Below are 21270 nucleotides of genomic sequence, written 5' to 3'. Positions count from 1 at the left end.
TTAAGTGTTCTTTTGGAAATAGAATTCGTTAAAATTCATTTAGAATTCGATATTTAATTAACAAAATAGTTAGTGTAACTTATGCTACCTTATTGGGTCAAATGGACTTTTGTCCTACTGAAAATTATTGTTTTTTAACTTTTAATTAACTATTTGATTTATGTTTTTCATGTTTAAAAAAAAGGGTTGAAAATTTTGATTTAGTCTTTAATAAACTGCACTTTATCCTTACCAAATACTGATAAAACATAAAGTCCAGATGCCATATCAGAAACATTCACTGATTTATTATTGGTGGTTAATTTAGTTTGTTTAACAATCTTACCAGTTAGATCATAAATAGTAATAATATCATTAGCCTCAACTCCTAGAATAGTGATCGATTCTTTGGAAGGATTTGGATATACCGTTAGTACTGAATCATCTGATGTAGGGTCTTGTCTATTTCCTACGGAGAGAATTTTCCATTTTTGATTCGCATTTGTATTATTATAGTCCCAAATAGTTGCATTCGCACCAACTCCTCCTCCGGCTCTATCTAATGCTCTAGAAAGACAATGCATCGGTTTTACCCCATAAATATCATTACCATTCTTAACGATTTTCCATTTCTTATGAGAATCTACATCATCGGTCCAAGTGGCGACATTGGTTCCATTTTCACAACGAGCATAAGGAACTTCTAAATATCTGTTCGTTCCTAAATTTTTAATGGTATATGAATTATCACTAATATGCTTAATCTCCCATTTCTGATCATCAAAATTCGCTGGCTTATGCATTCTGGCACTATGACTTTCTAAAGCGCGAGCTAATAATCTTTCATTATTCTGAGGAGATTCTATATAATAAATACCATTTGGGATTAGCTGGGTAAAACGAGTACTTACTGTCACATTATTTACTTGATCTCTATCAATGGCATCTTGCCATGATGTATTTAACGGTCTGATATGAACTTTATAAACATATCCATTTCCAGGTGGAGGCAAATTAGGTAGGTTAACAGTAATTGTTTTTGTACCAATACCTTTAGCAACTTGCTCATTTTGTTGTGCAATCCAACCAGTTGATGACCAAAACTCTACTATTATATCTCTGGCGGCAGAAGCTTCATAATTAATATCAAATGAATACGAAGTTGCTTGTACAATAGTAGCTTGCGCATTGTTAAAGGAAACCTTATCCGCAAATGTTTGGTTAGCAACAGTTACATTATCCACCTGATCTCTATCGATAGCTTCTTGCCAGGTAGTGCCCACTGGCCTTATATGTGCTTTGTAGATATATCCAGCACCTGGAGTTGGTGCAGATGCCAAATCAACGGTAACATTTGCTGTTCCAGTACCAGCGTTCACGTTTACCATCTGCTGACCTAACCAACCTGTGGATGACCAAAATTCAACTACAATTTCTCTATTTGCCGAAGCACTATAATTCACTTTAAAATCATAAGAAGTTTGTGGTTGAATTGATGTTGCTGCGTTTACAAATGCTATCTCATCAGGAATAGTTGTATCATTACAACCCTCGCCAGGTAATCCGTAACATCCATTTCCTGTAGGACCTAAAACAGGATTCCAATTGATTCCTGTTCTAAATGGTGGTACACCAAACTCATAAGCTCCTACATCAGGCTTATTCCCTTGATAACCCTCTGTGTATCCGCTAATAACTCTTCCATAATCAATTGCTTGAGCTCCTGATTTTAAAGTATAATCATTATTATTATAGTTTTTAAAAGAATTTCTGCTTACCAAGTTATTCTGCTTATCGGACTGCGGTTCCCAAGTACTTTCAGTTTCTTGATTTCCATCTTGATCTGTAGCTTCTTTATCTGTTATGTTATTCCAAACTTTTACATTACTAAATTGAGTACCTGGTTTGTGCCATGCCCCCATAGTTGCAGAACCTTTGGCAAAGGTATTATTGAAAATATTGAGGTTTGTACCATCCCAATTAATCTGTATGTTGGTCCATTTAGTGTTCCATACAACGTTATGGTGGACATCCCAATTTTTAGAATCGTTATCTAAATAAATTCCTGCTCCTTTAAATCTACCAGTTCGAGCTTTAGAATCATGAAAAGTATTATGATGAATAGATGATTTAGCAGCTCTTGCGTTAGTCGTATAAAGTAATCCTCCATCATCAGCGATAAAATTATTATTACTAATATCATTATATGCAAACTCTCCGCCATCGACATATGCTTGAATTACATCTTTACCAGCTCTAGTTAGAGTATTATTTCTGTATTTTCCTCGTTTTGCCCCACGAGTATTTAGCACACAATCATAGTTACCTAAATAATTAAAATCATGAACATAAGAATTCAACAATCTATTATCATCTCCTTTATCATAAACTCCATTTCCTGCTCCCCAAGCAATTTCACATTTTTCAATAAGATTCTTATTACCTGTTATCAGAACACTTTGTCGTCTAGAGTCAAATCCATTGATAACACCTAAGGTGTGATTACCATAAAAACTTGAAACCGCATATAACTTATTATTATTACCACTGATATCAATGGAACCGCCAAAAACAGCTATTCCTTCAATATGAATGTAATTTTTATTTAGATTTATAGTTTGTGTTCTTCTTCTAAAACGAATAGAATTATTTGCTGGCGATCCTCCACCTTCAATTTGAACATAAAGTGTTTTATTTCTTTTATCATAAAACCATTCATTTTTATAATCCAAAGCCTCTTTTATTCCTTGTAGAAAAAACTCACCCTTTTTGATACCATGTCCAGTATATCCTGGATTATGCCTTAATTGAATCCAGTTTTGCGCTCTTTGTAATTTAAAATCTATTCGATTAGAAGAGGAATTCGTTACATAATCCGTCCAGGCTAAAAATCCTGCTCCACCATAAAAATGAATTGAACCTCCATTTTGCCATTTACCAGCATGAGGAATACTCGTTGCATTTCCATTGGATTGGCTTCCATTATAATTTAACCAAGTTTTCCCACCTCCTGCAGCACCTCTATTACAAGCTGGTAAATAATCACGTTTGAATAAGTTTTGCGTTACATTGTTTGGCCATCTAGCAAGATCCATGAGTTTATCATTATGTAATGTCATATTATCTTGTCCTAAATCCCAAGTAACTTGTGCTTTATAGATCTTACCTTGGTCTTTACTCCAATTATTAACAGCTTGCATTGCTGTTATGATTACCTTTTCTCCAGCTTTGGATCGGTATATAATTGGATTCCCTGCTGTTCCAGATCGCACAGGCCGCAACAGTTCTTCATAAGTACCGCCTCCAATGATGACCACATCCCCAGCTTGGGCAACAGAAGAAGCTTTTGCGATTGTCTTATATGGTTTAGATTGTGTTCCTAGATTATTATCGTTTCCGTTTTTAGAAACATAAATATTCTTGGCACATAACGATGATGTAATGATTAAGAACAATATCAAAACATATTTTTGCAATATGAATTGAAGTTTTTGGTTAGCTTTCATGGTTATTAAGTAGTTTGTGTTTTTTTAAATGTATAAAATACGTTTAAAAATTATTTTTCTATTTTATTAATCGATAGGATTCAAAAAGAATTCGTTAGATATTTTGAGACCATTACATAAATTAGGGCTATATCGAAATTCTCTTCACCCTACATGCAGATAATTTCCCCTAAATACTTTGATCTAAACTATCACGATTGGTTCTGTTCGTTTACATCACTTTATACGTTTGCTATATTCTTGACAAACGCATAAAGGATGTTTTCTTTTTAATTAAATAATTCTTAGAATGTGTTATTCTTTGACAAATTGTGTTTTACTTTTTCCGAAAACAGATAGTATATAAACTCCAGATTCTATATCCGAAATTGATATTAACTCATCTCCAGAAGTTAGTTTCGTTTTCTTAATCGTTTTACCAGTGATATCATAAATAGTAATAATATCATTCGCTTCAACTCCTAGAATAGCAATCGATTCTTTGGACGGATTTGGATATACTGCCAGTACTGAATTATCTGATGTAGGATTCTGTCTGTTTCCTACGGAGAGAACTTTCCACTTTTGGTTTGTGTTGGTACTGCTATAATTCCAGATAATGGCATTTGTCCCAATGGTTCCTCCTGCTCTATCCAAACCTCTCGATATACAATGCATTGGTTTTATCCCATAAATATCGTTACCATTCTTAACGATTTTCCATTTTTTATGCGAATCCAGATCATTGATCCAAGTACCTACATTACTTCCATTTTCACAACGTGCATAAGGAACTTCCAAATATCTATTAGTTCCTACATTTTTAATAGTATATGAATTATCACTAACATGCTTAATCTCCCATTTCTGATCATCAAAATTTGTTGGCTTATGCATTCTGGCACTATGGCTTTCTAAGGCACGAGCTAGTAATCTCTCATTATTCTGAGGAGATTCTATATGATAAATACCATTTGGGATTAACTGAGTAAAAAGCTTAGTAATAGTAATATCATTTGTCTGGTCAGTAGCTAATGCATCTTGCCAACCAGTTCCTACAGGTCTAATATGTACCTTAAATAAATATCCTGGACTAGGTTGTGGCATATTCGGAATATCGATTGTAATTGCTTTAGATCCAGTTCCTGCCGCTACGACTTCCTCTTGCGCTGCAATCCATCCGGTAGCTGACCAAAAAGACATTACAATTTCTCTATTAGAAGAAGCCTCATAGTTTACATCTAAAGTATAAGAAGTCGCCTGCGCCATACTATTCGGAGAATTACTAAAAGATATTTTATCTTCTAATGTTTGGCCTTGCACAGTTACATTATTAATCTGATCTGTATCAATAGTCTCTTGCCAACTAGTACCTACAGGTCTAATATCTGCTTTATAAACATATCCAGAACCCGGGATTGGTGCTGTTGGTAAATCGACTGTTACAATTATAGTATCTGAACCACTTCCCACGGTAACTCTTTTCTGACCTAACCATTCGGTAGCTGACCAAAATTGTACTACAATATCTCTATTGGTATCTGCACTGTATTGTATTTCAAAATCATAGGAAGTTTGAGAAGCAATTGTAGTGGAAGGATTAATAAATACTATTTGATCATTTGCTGCATCTCCTTCTCCTGTATCTTCTATTGCATTAATCCCTGCGGTCCATCTCGTTCCTCCTCGTTCATAAGCTCCTATATCTGGCGCAGAACCTTTATAAGGTTTTTGGAATCCCGGAATCACTCTTCCGCTATTGACCACAGATCCATTAGATTTGGGCATAAAATTCTGATTATTCGCATTCTCTAAAGGAGATGTTGCGCTTATAATATTATTCTTGTATTCAAACCCTGGTGCTTCATGCCATCCTTCTTTATTCGAATAATTATTATAAACTCTATTATCACTTTGTGGATAACCATTTACCCATGAACCCATTGCTTCTCCTGCATTCCAGATAGTGTTATGAAAAAAGTCTAGATGTTCATTATTCCAGTTTACCTGATAACCAGTCCAAGATACATTCCATACCACATTATGATGGACAACATATCCTTTACTATTATTATCTAAATATATCCCAGCAGCTTTATTTCCAGCATATGAAGGTGGTTTAGAATCATGAAACCAATTATGATGAATTTCCGTTTCTTTTCGTCTATCGTCACCAACTGTATAAAAAACTCCAGAATCAGCATTGATTAGCTGCGCTCTTGACACATCATTATAAGCAACTTCACAGTTATCTCCACTAACGTACATTCCATCTCTTCCTGAATTGGTAATTTTATTCTTTAGGACTTTTACATTATTTGCTCTCGTTCTTATAGGCGTAGCATGAATTCCTAAATAATCGATATTGGAAATGGTATTTTTCTCGATAATAGAATTATGAGCATTTGCCCAACTCTGAACCGAAATTCCATTTGCAGAACTATGATTAATAGTACAATTTCTTATAATAGTATTAGGCCCCAACACTTCGATAGATGATTCACCTACACCTGCGCTCGTACTATTTATATTATCAAAACCTTCGCTTCCATGGATTACTTTATTATTCTCAAAGATATTAGAACGACCATTGATCTTTACACTTCCTCCAAAAAACTCAATACCTTCTATTTTTATATAATCTCCTTTTACTTCCGCAATAAATTTACGAGTGGCATACTCTACTGTATTATTAGTAGGTTTTTTACCATTAGCTGGCTGAAAATAAAGCATTTTAGTAGCAGTATCGTAATACCATTCTCTGGCATAATCTAAGGCTTCAAACTTATTAAACAGATACAATTGTCCTCTATGTCCATTTCTTACAATTGTTGGGTTATGAGGATTAAATGGCCATTTATTTATATTCACTCCTGCGTGTTCAATCCTATTTCCGGCACTGCGAGTAATTCTTCTCGTCCAGCTAGTACCAGAGTGTCCGCCAATATAATACACTAAACCACCTGTCCAATCGAAGTTTGGTATTCCCGAAACACTAAAATAATTACTACCACCATTATCAATAAACTTACAATCTACCGTAAATCTATTGTTATCAACATTGTTTGGCCACCTAGCCAAATCCATATATTGTTGATTATGGTAAACATTCCGAAACCTTTCTTCTAAGGTCATATTAACAGATGCCTTATAAATGTTACCGGAATGTAATTGCCATCCATTGATAAACTTTGTTGCTTTTATTTTTACATTTTCTCCATCTGCAGCTTTAAATGTTAAGTAATTATTATTAGTCCCATTTTTATTAATTAATAATGGTTCTGTGTATACCCCTCCCTTTATTATACAGATATCTCCAGGTGACATTACCGATACTGCTTTAGCAAATGTTTTAAAAGGATTATTGATAGAACCATTATTGTTGTCATTACCACTGGGTGCTACATAAATGTTTTTCGCATGTAATGAAGACACAAATACAAATAAAAGTATCCATATATGTTTTCGAAAAAAGGTTTTAAAAGTTTGATTATTTTTCATTGTTAAGTATTGATTTGGTTTGATCATGAAATCTAATCACATTAAATATTTCCAAGTTTACATTTTTTATTAATCAGAAATACTTTATTAGAATTAGATTAACTTGTAATTATATACTGTTTTATTGAAAGACTGAACAGGGATATACCCCGCTAGTAATTAAATATTTAATTACTAGCGAGTATTATCCTAATTCAAAAAATACTATGTTATTCGATTAATCCTTAACGAACTGCACCTTATCCTTGCCAAATACTGATAAAATATAAAGCCCTGATGCCATATCTGAAATAATCAATGTTTCATTATTAGTGGTCAATTTAGTTCGCTTAATAATTTTACCCATTAGATCATATATAGTTAGAATATCGTTCTCTTCTACCCCGTGAATTGTTATAGAATTAGATGAAGGGTTAGGATAGACTGATAGAATTTCTGATTTTACTTCATCTGGTTTTTCTCGATTACCTAATGAGATAATTTTCCATTTCTGATTATTGTTTTCAGAGTTAAAACCCCAAATATGAACGTTAGCGTCAACAGCACCAGCTGCTCTATCTAATGCAGTTGATGTACAATGCATCGGTTTTAAACTAAATGCATTACCACCATTCTGAACTACTTTCCATTTTTTATGATTCTCATTAGCATCTGTCCAAGTAGCAACATTTTCTCCGTTACCACAACGTGCATAAGGAACTTCTAAAAACCTATTAGTCCCTAAATTTCTTATCGTATACACATTATCTCCTTTATGATCAAAAACCCATACTTGATCGTTATAAGGATAAGGATTACTCATAATCGCGCTATGTTGTTCATTAGCTCTTGATAACAATCTTTGATTAGATTGTGTAGACTCTATTTGGTATGAACCATTTATTACTAATTGTCTAAATGCTGCAGTAACAGTTACATTATCAATTTGATCTCTATCAATTGCATCTTGCCATGATGTATTTAGCGGTCTGATATGAGTTTTATAAATATATCCTGAACCAGGCTGCGGTGCAGTAGGAAGACTAATAGTAATTGTTTTTATTCCTTTTCCTGCAGAAACAGTTACATTCTGCTGAGCTATCCAACCGGCCGAAGACCAAAATTCTACTATGATTTCTCTATCTGTTGATGCTTCATAATTAATATCAAATGAATACGAAGTTGCTTGTACAATAGTAGTTGGTGCATTGCTAAAGGAAACCTTATCCGCAAATGTTTGGTTAGCAACAGTTACATTATCCACCTGGTCTCTATCGATAGCTTCTTGCCAGGTAGTGCCCACTGGTCTTATATGTGCTTTGTAGATATATCCAGCACCTGGAGTTGGTGCAGATGCCAAATCAACGGTAACATTTGCTGTTCCAGTACCAGCATTCACGGTTACCATCTGCTGACCTAACCAACCTGTGGATGACCAAAATTCTACTACAATTTCTCTATTTGCCGAAGCACTATAATTCACTTTAAAATCATAAGAAGTTTCTGGTTGAATTGATGTTGCTGCGTTTACGAATGCTATCTCATCAGGAATAGTTGTATCATTACAATCCTCGCCAGGTAATCCATAACAACCATTACCCGTAGGGCCTAAAACGGGGTTCCAATTAATTCCTGGCACCCAATTTTCGCCTCCGAATTCATATGCACCTGCATCTGGTGCTGACCCAACAAAACCATCTGTTATACCCGATATTCTTCTACCAGCATTTACAGCAGGAGAATTAGATTTTAATGTAAATTTATTTCCGTTATAATTCGTATACCCAGATTGAGTAATTACATTATTTTGTTTATCCGCATCTCTTTCGAAAGTACCTTCATCTTCCTGTGTAGAAGGGTCATCTTCAGTTTTAACATCAGCAATATTATTCCAAACCTTAACATTAGAAAAAGCAGTCCCTTCTTTATGCCAAGCACCCATTGCTCCTCCTTTTGTCTTCACCAAAGTATTATTAAAGATATCTATATCTTTACCATTCCAGTTAATTTGAACTCCTGTCCACTCTACATTCCATACTACATTATGATGTACTGAAAATGCTTCTGCATCATTATCTAGATAAATACCAGCTGCTTTTCTTAATTTCCCTCTACCTTCATTATCATGAAACCAATTATGATGAATTTTACCGTTATGCGGACCTCCTACCGTATATAATAAAGCACAATCATCATTGATTAAATTTGCCCTATAGATATCATTATAAGAAAATTCACTATTATTATTAAAAAATTGAATTCCATCTCTTCCTCCTCTAAAAATGGTATTATTCTTAAACAAAGTGTTTTTACCTCCTCTGGCATTTATTGGGGCATCATAAGATCCTAAGTAATTAAAATCGTGAATTCTAGAATTTAGAATTTTATTTTTATCACCACCTACTTTAATACCATTTGCAGCTCCAAAGGCTATTTCACAACGTTCTACGATGTTGTTATTTCCCTCCATTAATACGCTTTGTTTATTGGCTGAAAATCCTTTTTGAACACCTAGTATATGATTCCCATAAAAAGAGGAAACTCCATAAATTAAATTATTATTCGAATTTCTCGGCATATCGATTGACCCACCAAATACAGCTAGGTTTTTAATATGTATATAACTTCTGCTACTAAGATCAACAGTAACTTTTCTTCTTCTCATTTGTACAGATCCATTACTAGGTGCTCCTCCACCAGGCATTTGCACAAACAATTCTTTTGTTTGGGAATTAAACCACCACTCATTTTGATAATCTAATGCTCCTTTTACTCCTTCTAAATAAAAGTCTCCTTTATCCTTTGGTGCGTGAAATGTACGTATCCAAGATGGATTTTTATCCAAACTAAAATTTACTCTACCAGAAGTACTACTAGTAATAAATGCTTTCCAAGCAATCCATCCTGAACCTGGTTTATCTCCATAAAAGAAGACAGATCCTCCTGTCCAATTAATATTGGGAATTTGGGATGATGTTAAAAATGCACCATTCACAACATTTGCGCCACTACCTCCATCATTTCTGCGAGAATTTAACGTAAAAGGTGTACCATCGGTGTTATTAGGCCATCTAGCAAGGTCCATTGCAGTATTGCCATTTAAAACAAAATTTTCCTGACCTAAATCCCAATCTACTTTTATCTTATAGATTGCACCATTGTCCTTCTGCCAGCCACTTAAAGCCTGCATAGCTGAGATAATTACTTTTTCTCCATTTTTTGCAATATATGTTATAGGTTGACCAGCACGTCCTGATCTAGCAGGCCTAACAATTTCTTCATAGGTTCCTTCTCCAATAATAATAACATCACCTGCCTCTGCTACTGCAGATGCCTTTGCAATTGTCTTATATGGACTTGATTGTGTTCCTGAATTTGAATCATTTCCGTTTTTTGCTACATAGATATTTTTCGCTTGTATTGAAGACACAAATATGAATAAAAGTATCCATATACATTTTCGAAAAAAGGTCTTGAGAGTTTGATTGTTTTTCATTGCTAATTGTTGAGTTTGATTATTTTCGGCAAAAATAATATTACCCCTTATTTCTGTATCGCTTGTTCTATTAACCGCAGGTATTATCCTAGAATTCGTAAAATCGAACCACAAGTTTGAGATCTAAAAAGCTTCTTTATTTTTTCCAATAAATTCTATTTTTATTTGTTCTTTTTTTAGATTGATATAGGCGATTATTTATAATTAACCACCTATATCGATCTTATATTTATTATCTATTGTTAATTATAATTTTTCTTCTTGAAGTTATATTTTGAATAACATCTTTAATCTCTAAAATATAGATCCCTTGTTCTAGTTTATCTAATGAAAATGTAATTGTAGATTGCCTTTCTTTTGGATTGGCTTTTTGAATCACATTTCCTACCAAGTTTGTTAATTTTACTTCTGCTCTTTCTAGAATTTCAAAACCTGAAACACTAATATAATTTTTGGCGGGATTTGGATACACTTTTATATTTTCTAGTATATCCATTGTAGCAAAAGAAGTAGATGGTTCGATACCCCAAACTAAACTCCCATTCACATACAATGTCATCTCATTATTAAACTGAAAATCGGCAATTAATGGTTTATAGGAATAGTCATTATTTTCATCAAAAGCACTCCAGTTTGTTTTAGCAAACCTTGTTTGTATAGGTCCAGAATTCTCTCCAGGTAATAACTGTCCAGAAGCAGGATCAAATGAAATTTCGAGATAATCTATAGTATTTTTCTTACTAAAAATACCATTAACAAGCTCTGATCCCAATTGCGCCCAATCACACCAGAAATTAAGGTCACTATTATCTTCTGAAGTGAACCAATATCTAATAGTTACGTCTTGATAAGGAAGAGCCACATCACTGTTGTTTAAAATTCTAAAGTGAGGGTTGATCATGTTATCCGTGGCATTACCATTGCCTCCATCTTTATATGCTACAGATATATCTGAAATTGGAAGTATTTCTTGTACTTGAATTATTATCGTACTCGTATCAATTCTCCCTAGTCCATTAGTTACTTCAAGTGTTACTGTATAAAATCCAACCGTATCGAAACTATGCACAACTGTTTGACCAGTTTCTGTTGTTCCATCACCAAAATCCCAAGAGTAACTTAACACATTATTAGAAGGGTCTACAGAACCGGAACCATCAAATGTTACTTCTAAAGGAGCAGGTCCCGAAGTTACATCTGCAATAATATTTGCAACAGGATTTCCATCAGAAATCACGATTTTTCTTATTATTGAATCTTCAGCTTTCCCGTCGCTTACAGTTAGGGTTACATCAAATTCTCCAACCGTTTCAAATTGATAAGCAGCAATCACTCCTGTAGCCGTATCACCTTTGCCAAAATCCCAAGAATAAGATAACGTGTCATTGTTGGCATCTGTTGATTCTGACGCATCAAAAGTAATACGTATTGGTGCCATACCTGTTTCGAAATCACTGGTAAAAGCAGCAACTGGCGCTACATTCGGATCTGTCACTGTAATAATAATTGTTTCCGTATCTGTATTTCCGTTACCATCATCTACTGTAAGAGTTACTAGTGCTTCTCCAAATTCAGTAAATTCTTGTAATACTATGATATCTCTAGCAGTATTGCCATTTCCAAAATCCCAACTATACGTTAAAACATCTCCATTTGGGTCTGTAGATCCAGATCCATCAAATGTTACGGATAAGGGGCCATCTCCACTGATAGTAGAAGCTTGAATTACCGCTGTAGGAGTATCTATTGTTGTTCCGGGTTCAACACCACTAACTAATTTTCCATTAAGATATAAAGCTACTTTATCCCAAGCAGCAAATTCCTTTTTGGTTCCGTCATATGAATAATCATTTGTTTGATCCGTGTCCGACCAATTACTATTTGCTATTTTAGGTTCCATTCTACCAGAACCTGCATTTCTTCCTAATATTCCGGCAGCTGAGTCGAATGTAATTTCTAGATAATGTTGATTAGCTTCTGTATTAACAATTTGTCCTTTAACATTACTACTTCCTATCATGGCATAATCTATAAAAAAACTAAGTGGCAAATCAACCTCTGTCTCGAACCAATAGCGAATACTTAGATCTGAATATGCAACATCCTGAGAAGAATTATTAAATAATCTAAAATGTGGTTTTATTACGTTTGTTATCGCCTCTGTAGAAGCATCCTTATATTCTAACGACAATACACCTTCTCCTCCTATTTGGATATTTCTAGGTGTTGATCTTTTAGTCATCCCATTAATGCCTGTAGCCACTGAAGTAATAATATAATTACCATCTGGTAAACCTGATACATCTAACTCATAAGGTGCTGTAGTGTCTTCTCCTATCAATTCTCCATTGCTAAAAAACTCTACTTTATTAATAGTATTATTTTCATTAAGCAAATTAGCCTCTACGTGTACAATACTACCGGTTACATATTTATCTCCGGACTTAGGAGATAACAACGATAAATAAATAGCCTCTCCTCCAGACATTTCTTCCATTCTCAAAGCATGTTCTTTATAAATAGCTACTTCTACATCGCCTTCGAACACTCCAAATTTATCTCTAGGTGTATTATTATCAGGAAACCACCAAAAACCACTTGCTCCTATCTTATTTTCTTCAATAAAAGCATACATTTCTTCCCACCACTCATAACGCTCTTGAATCTCTACATTAAACTCTCCGATATACAAAGGTTTTTTTATGATATTATGAGATTCGTTTGCCCATTGTTCCATTAATTTCATGGTTTGCTCTAATGTAAAATTGGACCAACTTTCTCTAATATATGGATGTGCAGATGTAAAATCAATGTATGGTGATTCATGTATTTTTATAAAATCATTTCCTTCGTCTCCACCAAAATTATATTTGGTTCCGTGTGCTTCTAAACCAGTTCCTAACAAATGATTGGGATCAAGATCTTTAATAAAGGCTCCCATATCATCAACCCATTCCCTTAGAACATCAGAAGTTACATCATCTCCAAACCCTTGATATCTAGGTTCATTCATTAATTCCCAAGCTAAAATCGTAGGATCGTTTCTATATTCTACATTATCATAATGATTGACACGAGTAAGAAAATACTCCACATAATCTTTATATCCTTGTACAGCCGATGGATTAGTAAAAAATTGTCCCTGATCATGTTCTCCAGCACCTTGTACATCGATTCCTTCCCATTTAAGACGATCTTTGATACCTCCGTAATCATTCCAATAATTTTCTAAAGCGACGATTAATTTTATCCCATTAGCTTCAGCTGATTTAATGATATAATCAAATAAAGAAAATTGAGCTTCACTATATACTCCTTTCTGAGGCTCAAACCCATGCCAATCTTCATGGCTAAAGCCCCATAGTCTTACAACTCTGATTCCATTTTTATATAACCTGCGCATATGTCCATCGATACGCTCTTTGTCCATAAACTGTGTTTCAATATCGCCACTGGAAGACCCATAAGTAAAAAAATCATATACATTAGCTCCGGAAAAGTAATAAGGCTTACCGTCCAACATGAATTTTTCTTCTTCTGCATATACAAATCCCATCGGAGCAGCTTTTTGTTTTTGAGCGAATACATGCATACTAAAAAGTATACTCGCTATCAATAAAATCTTAATGTTAGTTTTCATTTTTAAAAGAGTTAGTTGTGTGTGTTTTAAATTTGAATTGATACTCATTATTCCAACTACTCTTACTTGTGAATCCCCCGATTCCAAAAACACTCTATTTTGAGTGCTAAAAATTATTTTTTTTGAAAATTTATTATTTGATTTCTATTTTAGAATCATTGCTAGATCTCTTTTTTAGAAAGGGATCTAGCAATGATTTTTTTATTTAGTAATTTGTTTAATTACTGTTTTTTGATTCTTCTGAATTTGTATAAAGTATATTCCCGATTGGAACATACTCATGTCTAATTCAGTTGTTTTTATATTTCTGTGAATACCAACAGATGAAAGGGTTTTTCCATTTATATCGACAATCCTAATCAGAGTTCCTTTTAAATTTTGATCACTTTGAATAGTTAAATAATCTATAACAGGGTTAGGAAATGCCTTCACTATTATAAAATTATCTTTTAATGGTTCGCTCAATTTATTATCGCAGCTAGGAGCATTGTTTTGATTACTAAAGTATATCGTAAATGCTCCACTTTTAGAAACCAGCGCAAAGTTATCTCCATCCATTACAACATCATAGGCACCATCAAAATTTGATATTCCTATTCCGGAAAAAGTTACTGTTGGTTGTTCTTGATTAAATGTTTGACTTACAATACTAGCTGTCAGATCAATCCACCAAGCAGGGTTACCATTATTTGTGTTCATAGAAAATTGCCATAACCCATTGTTTTGTAAATCCCAATTGATAGTAAAATTCGCCATATTACTCAAATCAGGACCTCCTTCTCCTAAAACATAGACATAATCATATGAGAAATTAGATAGTGTAGGCAATGGAGTACTCATAGGAGCTCCGAATGTGCAACCTGTTGTTCCTGTTGATTCGTTTACAATAAGCGTAGTTGTTTGATTATCTGACAAAACACCATCACTCACTGTAAGAGAAATAATATATTCTCCTGCTAGATTATAAGTATGGGTACTATTTACACTATCTCCAGTTGTTCCATCACCAAAATCCCACAAATATTCTAAATCGTCTCCATTCGCATCAAAAGAAGCTGAAGCGTCAAAACTTACTATTAAAGGAGCGACACCCGAAGTTACAGACATATCAAAATTAGCTTGTGGAGCAACGTTGCCCTCAAGAACACTAATCGTAACTGGATCAGAAATATCCGAATTTACACCATCACTAATCGTTAATGTAGTTGCGTAAGATCCGGAACTAATATAAGTATGAGACGGGTTGGCTAAATCACTAGTGTTTCCATCTCCAAAATCCCAAATATATGTTATGGCCGATCCATCCGGATAAATGGAACTAGAGGAATTAAAATCTACAACCAAAGGCACGTCACCTGATACAGGAGTTGCTGTGAAATTAGAAGTCAACACTGGTGTTTGATCAATTACAGTAATTATAACCGATGTAGTATCAGACCCACCATTTCCATCATCTACCGTTAATAAAACCTCATAATCACCTGGGGTTGTAAATATAAAATCATTAAGTATCCCAGTTGCAATATCACCGTTACCAAAATCCCAAGAATAACTTAAAACATCTCCATCTGGATCACTAGATGCCGAAGCATCAAAACTTACAGATAATGGTGATACTCCTGATGTTATACTAGAATCTATTATTGCATTTGGTTTTCTATTCGTTACTTCACTACCATCTGGCTCTAGTCCCCAAACTAACTCTCCTTTATAATACAATGTTGTTAATACATGTGGTTTCAGAGCGGTTTTCCCAGCATCATAAGAATAATCATTACTTTGATTATGAGTCTGAAAACCTGAATGATGTAATCTAGTTTGAATTTGACCAGATTTACTATTAGGGTTTAGGTTTCCGGAAGATGAACTAAAACCAATTTCTAAATAATTATATTCTAAATTAGTTTTAAAAGTTCCTACCGTTCCCACTACAGCAGAATAATCTATATTAAAATTCATTGCTTCTGCATGTTCTGGAGTGTACCAATATCTAATTTCAAAATCACTTAGTTCGTGACTTTCTGATGATTCACTCACTATCTGAAATACAGGTTTTAATTCTGGTGTAGATACTCCAGAACTGTTATCTCTATATTCTAAGCTAAAATCAGTATCCGGAAGATTATTAAATCGTTCATCAACAGTTATTGTAATCTCTGCTGAATCTCCAGTGATTTCTCCGTTTTCTGTGGCTAATGACAATACAATTGTATGTACACCTTCTGACAAGCCTGAAATTGGTATTGGTGTTATTTGAAACATAGAACCTTGTTCTATTCCATCAATAAAATATTTAATATGTTGCCCTCCCGGATTAATATCCCATTTATAAGTAGAAAATTCTATTTCGAAATCTGGTCCTACCAATCCTCCATCCGACGGAGATTGAATAATCGCTGTTGGATCTTGAGGCAATGGATCATTGGTCACAATTACTGTTATTGTTTCTCCCAGATCAGTTACGGAATTATCACTTCGTTCCATTTGTAAGGATAATTCATGAGGACCTTCAGTAAGAGCTGTTCCATCTGTAAATTCTCCTTCTGAAGTGATCAATCCACGATCTTGGCCGTCAATTTTAAATCTTAGTTTATACTGCTGGGATGGTAAATCCCATCCTTCAGTATTAAAATCTATTTTTAGAGGAGTATTTACCAATTCGCCTTCTACAGGTGATTTAAAAAACACATCTGGTAATGATCCAATTGGAGTATCTGCATCACCTCCATGTAAGGTCCATAAAACAGCTGCATCAAACATAGAAAGTCCTTGATCTGTTAATAAATGCATAAACTGATCTCTCAAAGGAAAAGCGACTCTTCTTGAAGGAATATCTATACTGGCCTCATATCCAAATAAAATGGGTTTAGTCCCAGCTTTTGCAATTATAACGGCTTCATCTGTAGGGTTCCCAAAAGGTAAACTTTGACTTATGGAATATATGGATGTTTCCATACCTGAATCTACAGCCATTGGATGTTCTGGGGACGTTATTGTAATTGAAGAAAACCCTTGTTCTGTAATACCAAAACCTGTATTCAATTCTCCCGTAACCATCCGTAATTTATTATACATAAACGGATTCCAGGTCATTAATGGAACTCTAGCTCCTTCCAGATCATTACCTAGTTCTCTAGGATCAACTGTGGAGGAAATTAAAGCCATATCAAATGGATTAGCAGATTGTGGGCTAGTTGCTTCTTCATCCGAAAATAAAGTGATTTTAAATCCAAATTGTTGCTCTAATCGAGATTTTATACGTTGGTCTTCTAAAGTAAGTGCATTCTTATCCCCAACTACAAACATCACTTTTATTACATTCTTAAATTGAACAGTGATTTCTGGAGTTATTGAAGCTGTATTTCCATTATTATAAAAAACCTTAGCGTTAATAGTGTAGTTTTTCCAGAGAACAGGTGTCCATGATGATTCGAAAGGAGCACTTAATACTTCTTCTGTCATTTCATTATCTACATAATATTGAACCTTTGTAATATCATCTATATTGGTATCCACACTTAAAACTTGTGACTCTGCCCTATCAATTAAAGCCCCATCGATGGGAGAGGCCATTTGTATTTGCCGTTCTGATACTGTACCTAATTCAGAACCATCAATCTGTTTTATGTAGGCCTCTAATTGTTTTATTTGATTAGCGCTTAAAGAAGATGTAGCTCCATGCGCATCATTATTATTATAAATCGTAAATACCTCCTCTAATGTTTTGGCTATTCCATTATGAAGATACGGAGCTGTTGCCCAGACATCTTTTAACGTTGGGACATCAATCCCTAGTAACTGATTATCTAAACGGTTTCCTGTAGTGCTTGTAATTGTACCAACATCGTGTAATTTTCCAAAATTACTATCCGTAAAATTGTTTCCACTATGACATTGATAACATTTTAGATCTTCAAATAAAGCTTTACCAACAACTCCATCTGCGGTAAGGGATCCATCATTATTTCTATAAGGGCTAGGACTAAAAGAATTTAAAGATTCGATATAAGCTGTTAATGCATCTAAATCAACTGATTTTCCAATTTTAGGATCTCCAATTGTTAATGCAGTTGTACCATCATTAAAATCTTGGTCATTCATAAAACCTTGTCCTTTAAAATGAGAACGAATATCATTTTCGAAATCTTGAATTTCATCAAAATTAGCGCTCCAATGTACTCTTCCATGAGCAGTTCCCGCTCTACCAACTAAAGAAATTGTATTTCTCAATCCTTCTCCTCTATCTGTAAAATCCCAAACTCTACCATCCTCTGTTCCATCTATATGACAAGTAGCACAACTCACATAACCATCTGTTCCCATCCTGATATCTGCTGCATCATAGAATATTTGCTTCCCCTTAAGTTCCGTAAGAGATAGTAATTCATTATCAACGGTCACAATTGTTGTTAACTCTTCTAAAGTACTGCTACCATTCTTTATCATGTTATCGGCATCAAAAACTGTGATAGAGCGATCCATAAAATTCTTTACAAATACTCTATTATTTATGGGATCTATTGTCAATCCTTGTGGAGCCTTTCCAACATCCTTCTTAAGCAACTCCAGTCCTGTTTTAGGATCTATTACTACAATTCTATTATTACCTTGCATTGTAACAAAAAGATAATTCCCAGTTGGCGTATACAAAGCAGACGAAGGCTGACCGTGATTATCTATATCAAGTCTTTTATTCAAATTTTCTTTATCTACTGTTAAATCAATAGATGATATTGCAGTTCTAACAATATTGTCAAACGAAAGTGGTTTTCCATCTCTACTTAAACCTCTAACAACATTATCTTTTTTAGCTACTGACCAAGCTAATTTATTATTTGGATGAATCGTTATACCTGAAACATAATTAGGTAATCCCCTTCCTTGGTTTCCATTATCAGGAGTAAAATCATCCAACGGAAGTCCAATAGTTGTGTCTAGGGTAAATGTATTTAAATCTATTTTCCATATTTGCCCTTCTGGATTTGGAGAAATAAATCTTGTTACTAAAAGTGTATTCCCTTCTCCATCTATTGCCATTGCTCTAGGTTTTTCTCCGACTGCTAACTCTTTAACAATCGAATTCGTAGCTGTAGAGAATTCTAATACTTTTCCTGAACCAAAAGTTGATATAAACCCTCTACTTCCATTAGGTGTAAATACAATTCCATAGGGTTGTGATCCTTTGTCTAATGATATTATTGTCTCTAGCAATCCATCTTTTCTCAAGATATAAATCTCGTCAGAATCTCGACATGTAATCCAAGCTTTTCCTTGGGTATCTAGTGCTAAATTTACAGGATCTTTTCCTACTTGGATTTCCTTTACAATAGATAAATCATCAGAATTGATAAGCGTTACCGAATTATTATCGGGGTTTACCGACCATACAACTCTGTTATCAATATCTACAGTAATCGGTCCTGATTGTGTCGGCAAAATATTATATCTAGCATCTACAACAACAATTGATTGGGACCCTACTACAAAACCTCCATTATTATCAGAAACTTGAACCTGTACAAGATAATTCCCTGACTCAGAATACGTATGACTAATTGATTCTCCAATCCATTCCGTTTTAGGAGAGCCATCACCAAAATCCCATCGATACGTTAAATCATTTCCATCAGGATCACTTGCATTCGCTGAGAAATTAATTGTTGAACCTATTTCTACCGGAGAAGGATTATCTATATCTATTTTAGATATTTCAGGAGATTGATTCGAAGTATCACCACCCGTTGTAAAATAAAACACATATTCCTCCATTCCATTCCCTACTGCATCTTTAATCCCACCTTCAACAAGCTTTACTTCATATGTTGTGTTAGGTAACAATTTTTCTTTCGGTGCATAATTTATAACCTGATATGAAGTAGTTGTTACATCTCCCTCAATTGGTGTACCTCCTAAAGGGCTTACTTGTATGGTCTTATCATTAAGAGTTAAATCATTTAATGTTTCATTGATCACAAAACCTATAGTGGAAGAAATCGGTTGATTAATTGCCCCAGAAATAGGAAAATGATGACCTACCGATGGAGGATTTGTATCAAGTCCATCCTGATGAGCAAAAATCGAAGTCTTATCATCTCCACTAGCTATCAAAATATGACCTATTGGCATCCACTGATTATCTATAAACTGAAGTGTTTCGTCACTTGAAGGAGGAAAAAACTCTTGCTCAATTTCCATGGTTTCAAAATTAAATTTGACTCCTCTATCAAAACGACCAGAAAAACCAAACTCATCCTGAAATATCATATATCGTCCCAATGTCGCTTGATCAGAATGTAAGCTAAAACCTAGTTTAACATCTGTTGGATCGCTTATATCAAATCCAACCAATGCATCTGGGCCTTCATTACCACTCATAAAAACTAAGTGATTTCTCCATAATTGAAATCCGGTACTATATTGTTCATGAGGAATATCTCCTCCAAATGATCCAAGGAACTTAATATTACTAGGATCGCCAAAATCAAATACACTTATATTTCCAGTTTGTGGAGCATAAAAAACATAGTTCCCAATTCTAACTACTACGTCTGGTAAAGAAACTGAAGCCGGGATATCATCTAACTGTTCTCCGGTTCTCATATCAAACACTCTATTACCATCTATCGTATGCGGAAAAGTTTCTAAGTTATCGTAATTAGATTGTCCATCCTGAACAGTATAGAGGATATCCGAAGAAGTAATAGGTTTCCTTTCTAACATATTAGAAAGATCAAGGTATTTATATCCTGTACCTTGAACTTCTGGAACAGAATACTCTCGATAAAAAAGATCTCCTCCTAATTTCCACCATCTATGACCATTGTTTGCTGCGTCACTAAATTGTACTTTCTTAGGAGCTGTTGGGTTCGAAACATCCCATATGCCGGTTCCTGCTTGACCATTAATCATCAAGTAATTACGATGATATGTATTAATTCTATCTCCCTCAGGAAAATTAGAAAGAAATGTCCCTGCTGGCCAAGTTTGAGTTGTCATCATTGGGCCATCCGTGCCATCATATACATCTACAAATGATATGACCGCAAGACCTAATGATATTGATATTGCTATTGTGTAAAAGAGTGCTTTACGAGTATTTTTTATATACGCACGCCATCCACGCTTATTGTTTGGTGTTGGTCCCATAATAAGTGGTGAGTTTTGTAAATTATTTTGCCGTTCTTTTTCTA

5 protein-coding genes are annotated in these 21270 nt (G+C 34.4%); all 5 read right to left on the bottom strand.

Annotation, left to right across the window (positions count from 1 at the left end):
* Nucleotides 1-200: 200 nt before the first annotated feature.
* Nucleotides 201-3485 carry a T9SS type A sorting domain-containing protein gene (locus BMY33_RS16230; RefSeq protein WP_091410523.1) on the bottom strand — a complete coding sequence of 1095 codons (3285 nt, stop codon included), beginning with the start codon at nt 3483-3485 and terminating at the stop codon, nt 201-203.
* A gap of 294 nt (nt 3486-3779) precedes the next feature.
* Complete coding sequence (locus BMY33_RS16225; protein WP_170837100.1) at nt 3780-6965, bottom strand: RICIN domain-containing protein; 3186 nt, start codon at nt 6963-6965, stop codon at nt 3780-3782.
* 217 nt (nt 6966-7182) lie between these two features.
* Entirely contained in the window at nt 7183-10374 is a 3192-nt protein-coding gene (locus tag BMY33_RS16220) for a right-handed parallel beta-helix repeat-containing protein (protein WP_211482407.1), read from the bottom strand.
* Between the two features lie 298 nt (nt 10375-10672).
* Nucleotides 10673-14080 carry a PKD domain-containing protein gene (locus tag BMY33_RS16215; protein WP_170837099.1) on the bottom strand — a complete coding sequence of 1136 codons (3408 nt, stop codon included), beginning with the start codon at nt 14078-14080 and terminating at the stop codon, nt 10673-10675.
* A gap of 201 nt (nt 14081-14281) precedes the next feature.
* Nucleotides 14282-21226, bottom strand: coding sequence for a PKD domain-containing protein (locus BMY33_RS16210; RefSeq protein ID WP_091410514.1), 6945 nt, complete (start codon nt 21224-21226; stop codon nt 14282-14284).
* Nucleotides 21227-21270 lie beyond the last annotated feature (44 nt).

Origin of the sequence: Aquimarina amphilecti (assembly GCF_900109375.1) — a bacterium.
GTDB classification, from domain to species: domain Bacteria; phylum Bacteroidota; class Bacteroidia; order Flavobacteriales; family Flavobacteriaceae; genus Aquimarina; species Aquimarina amphilecti.
This window is presented reverse-complemented; position numbering and strand designations above follow the sequence as displayed.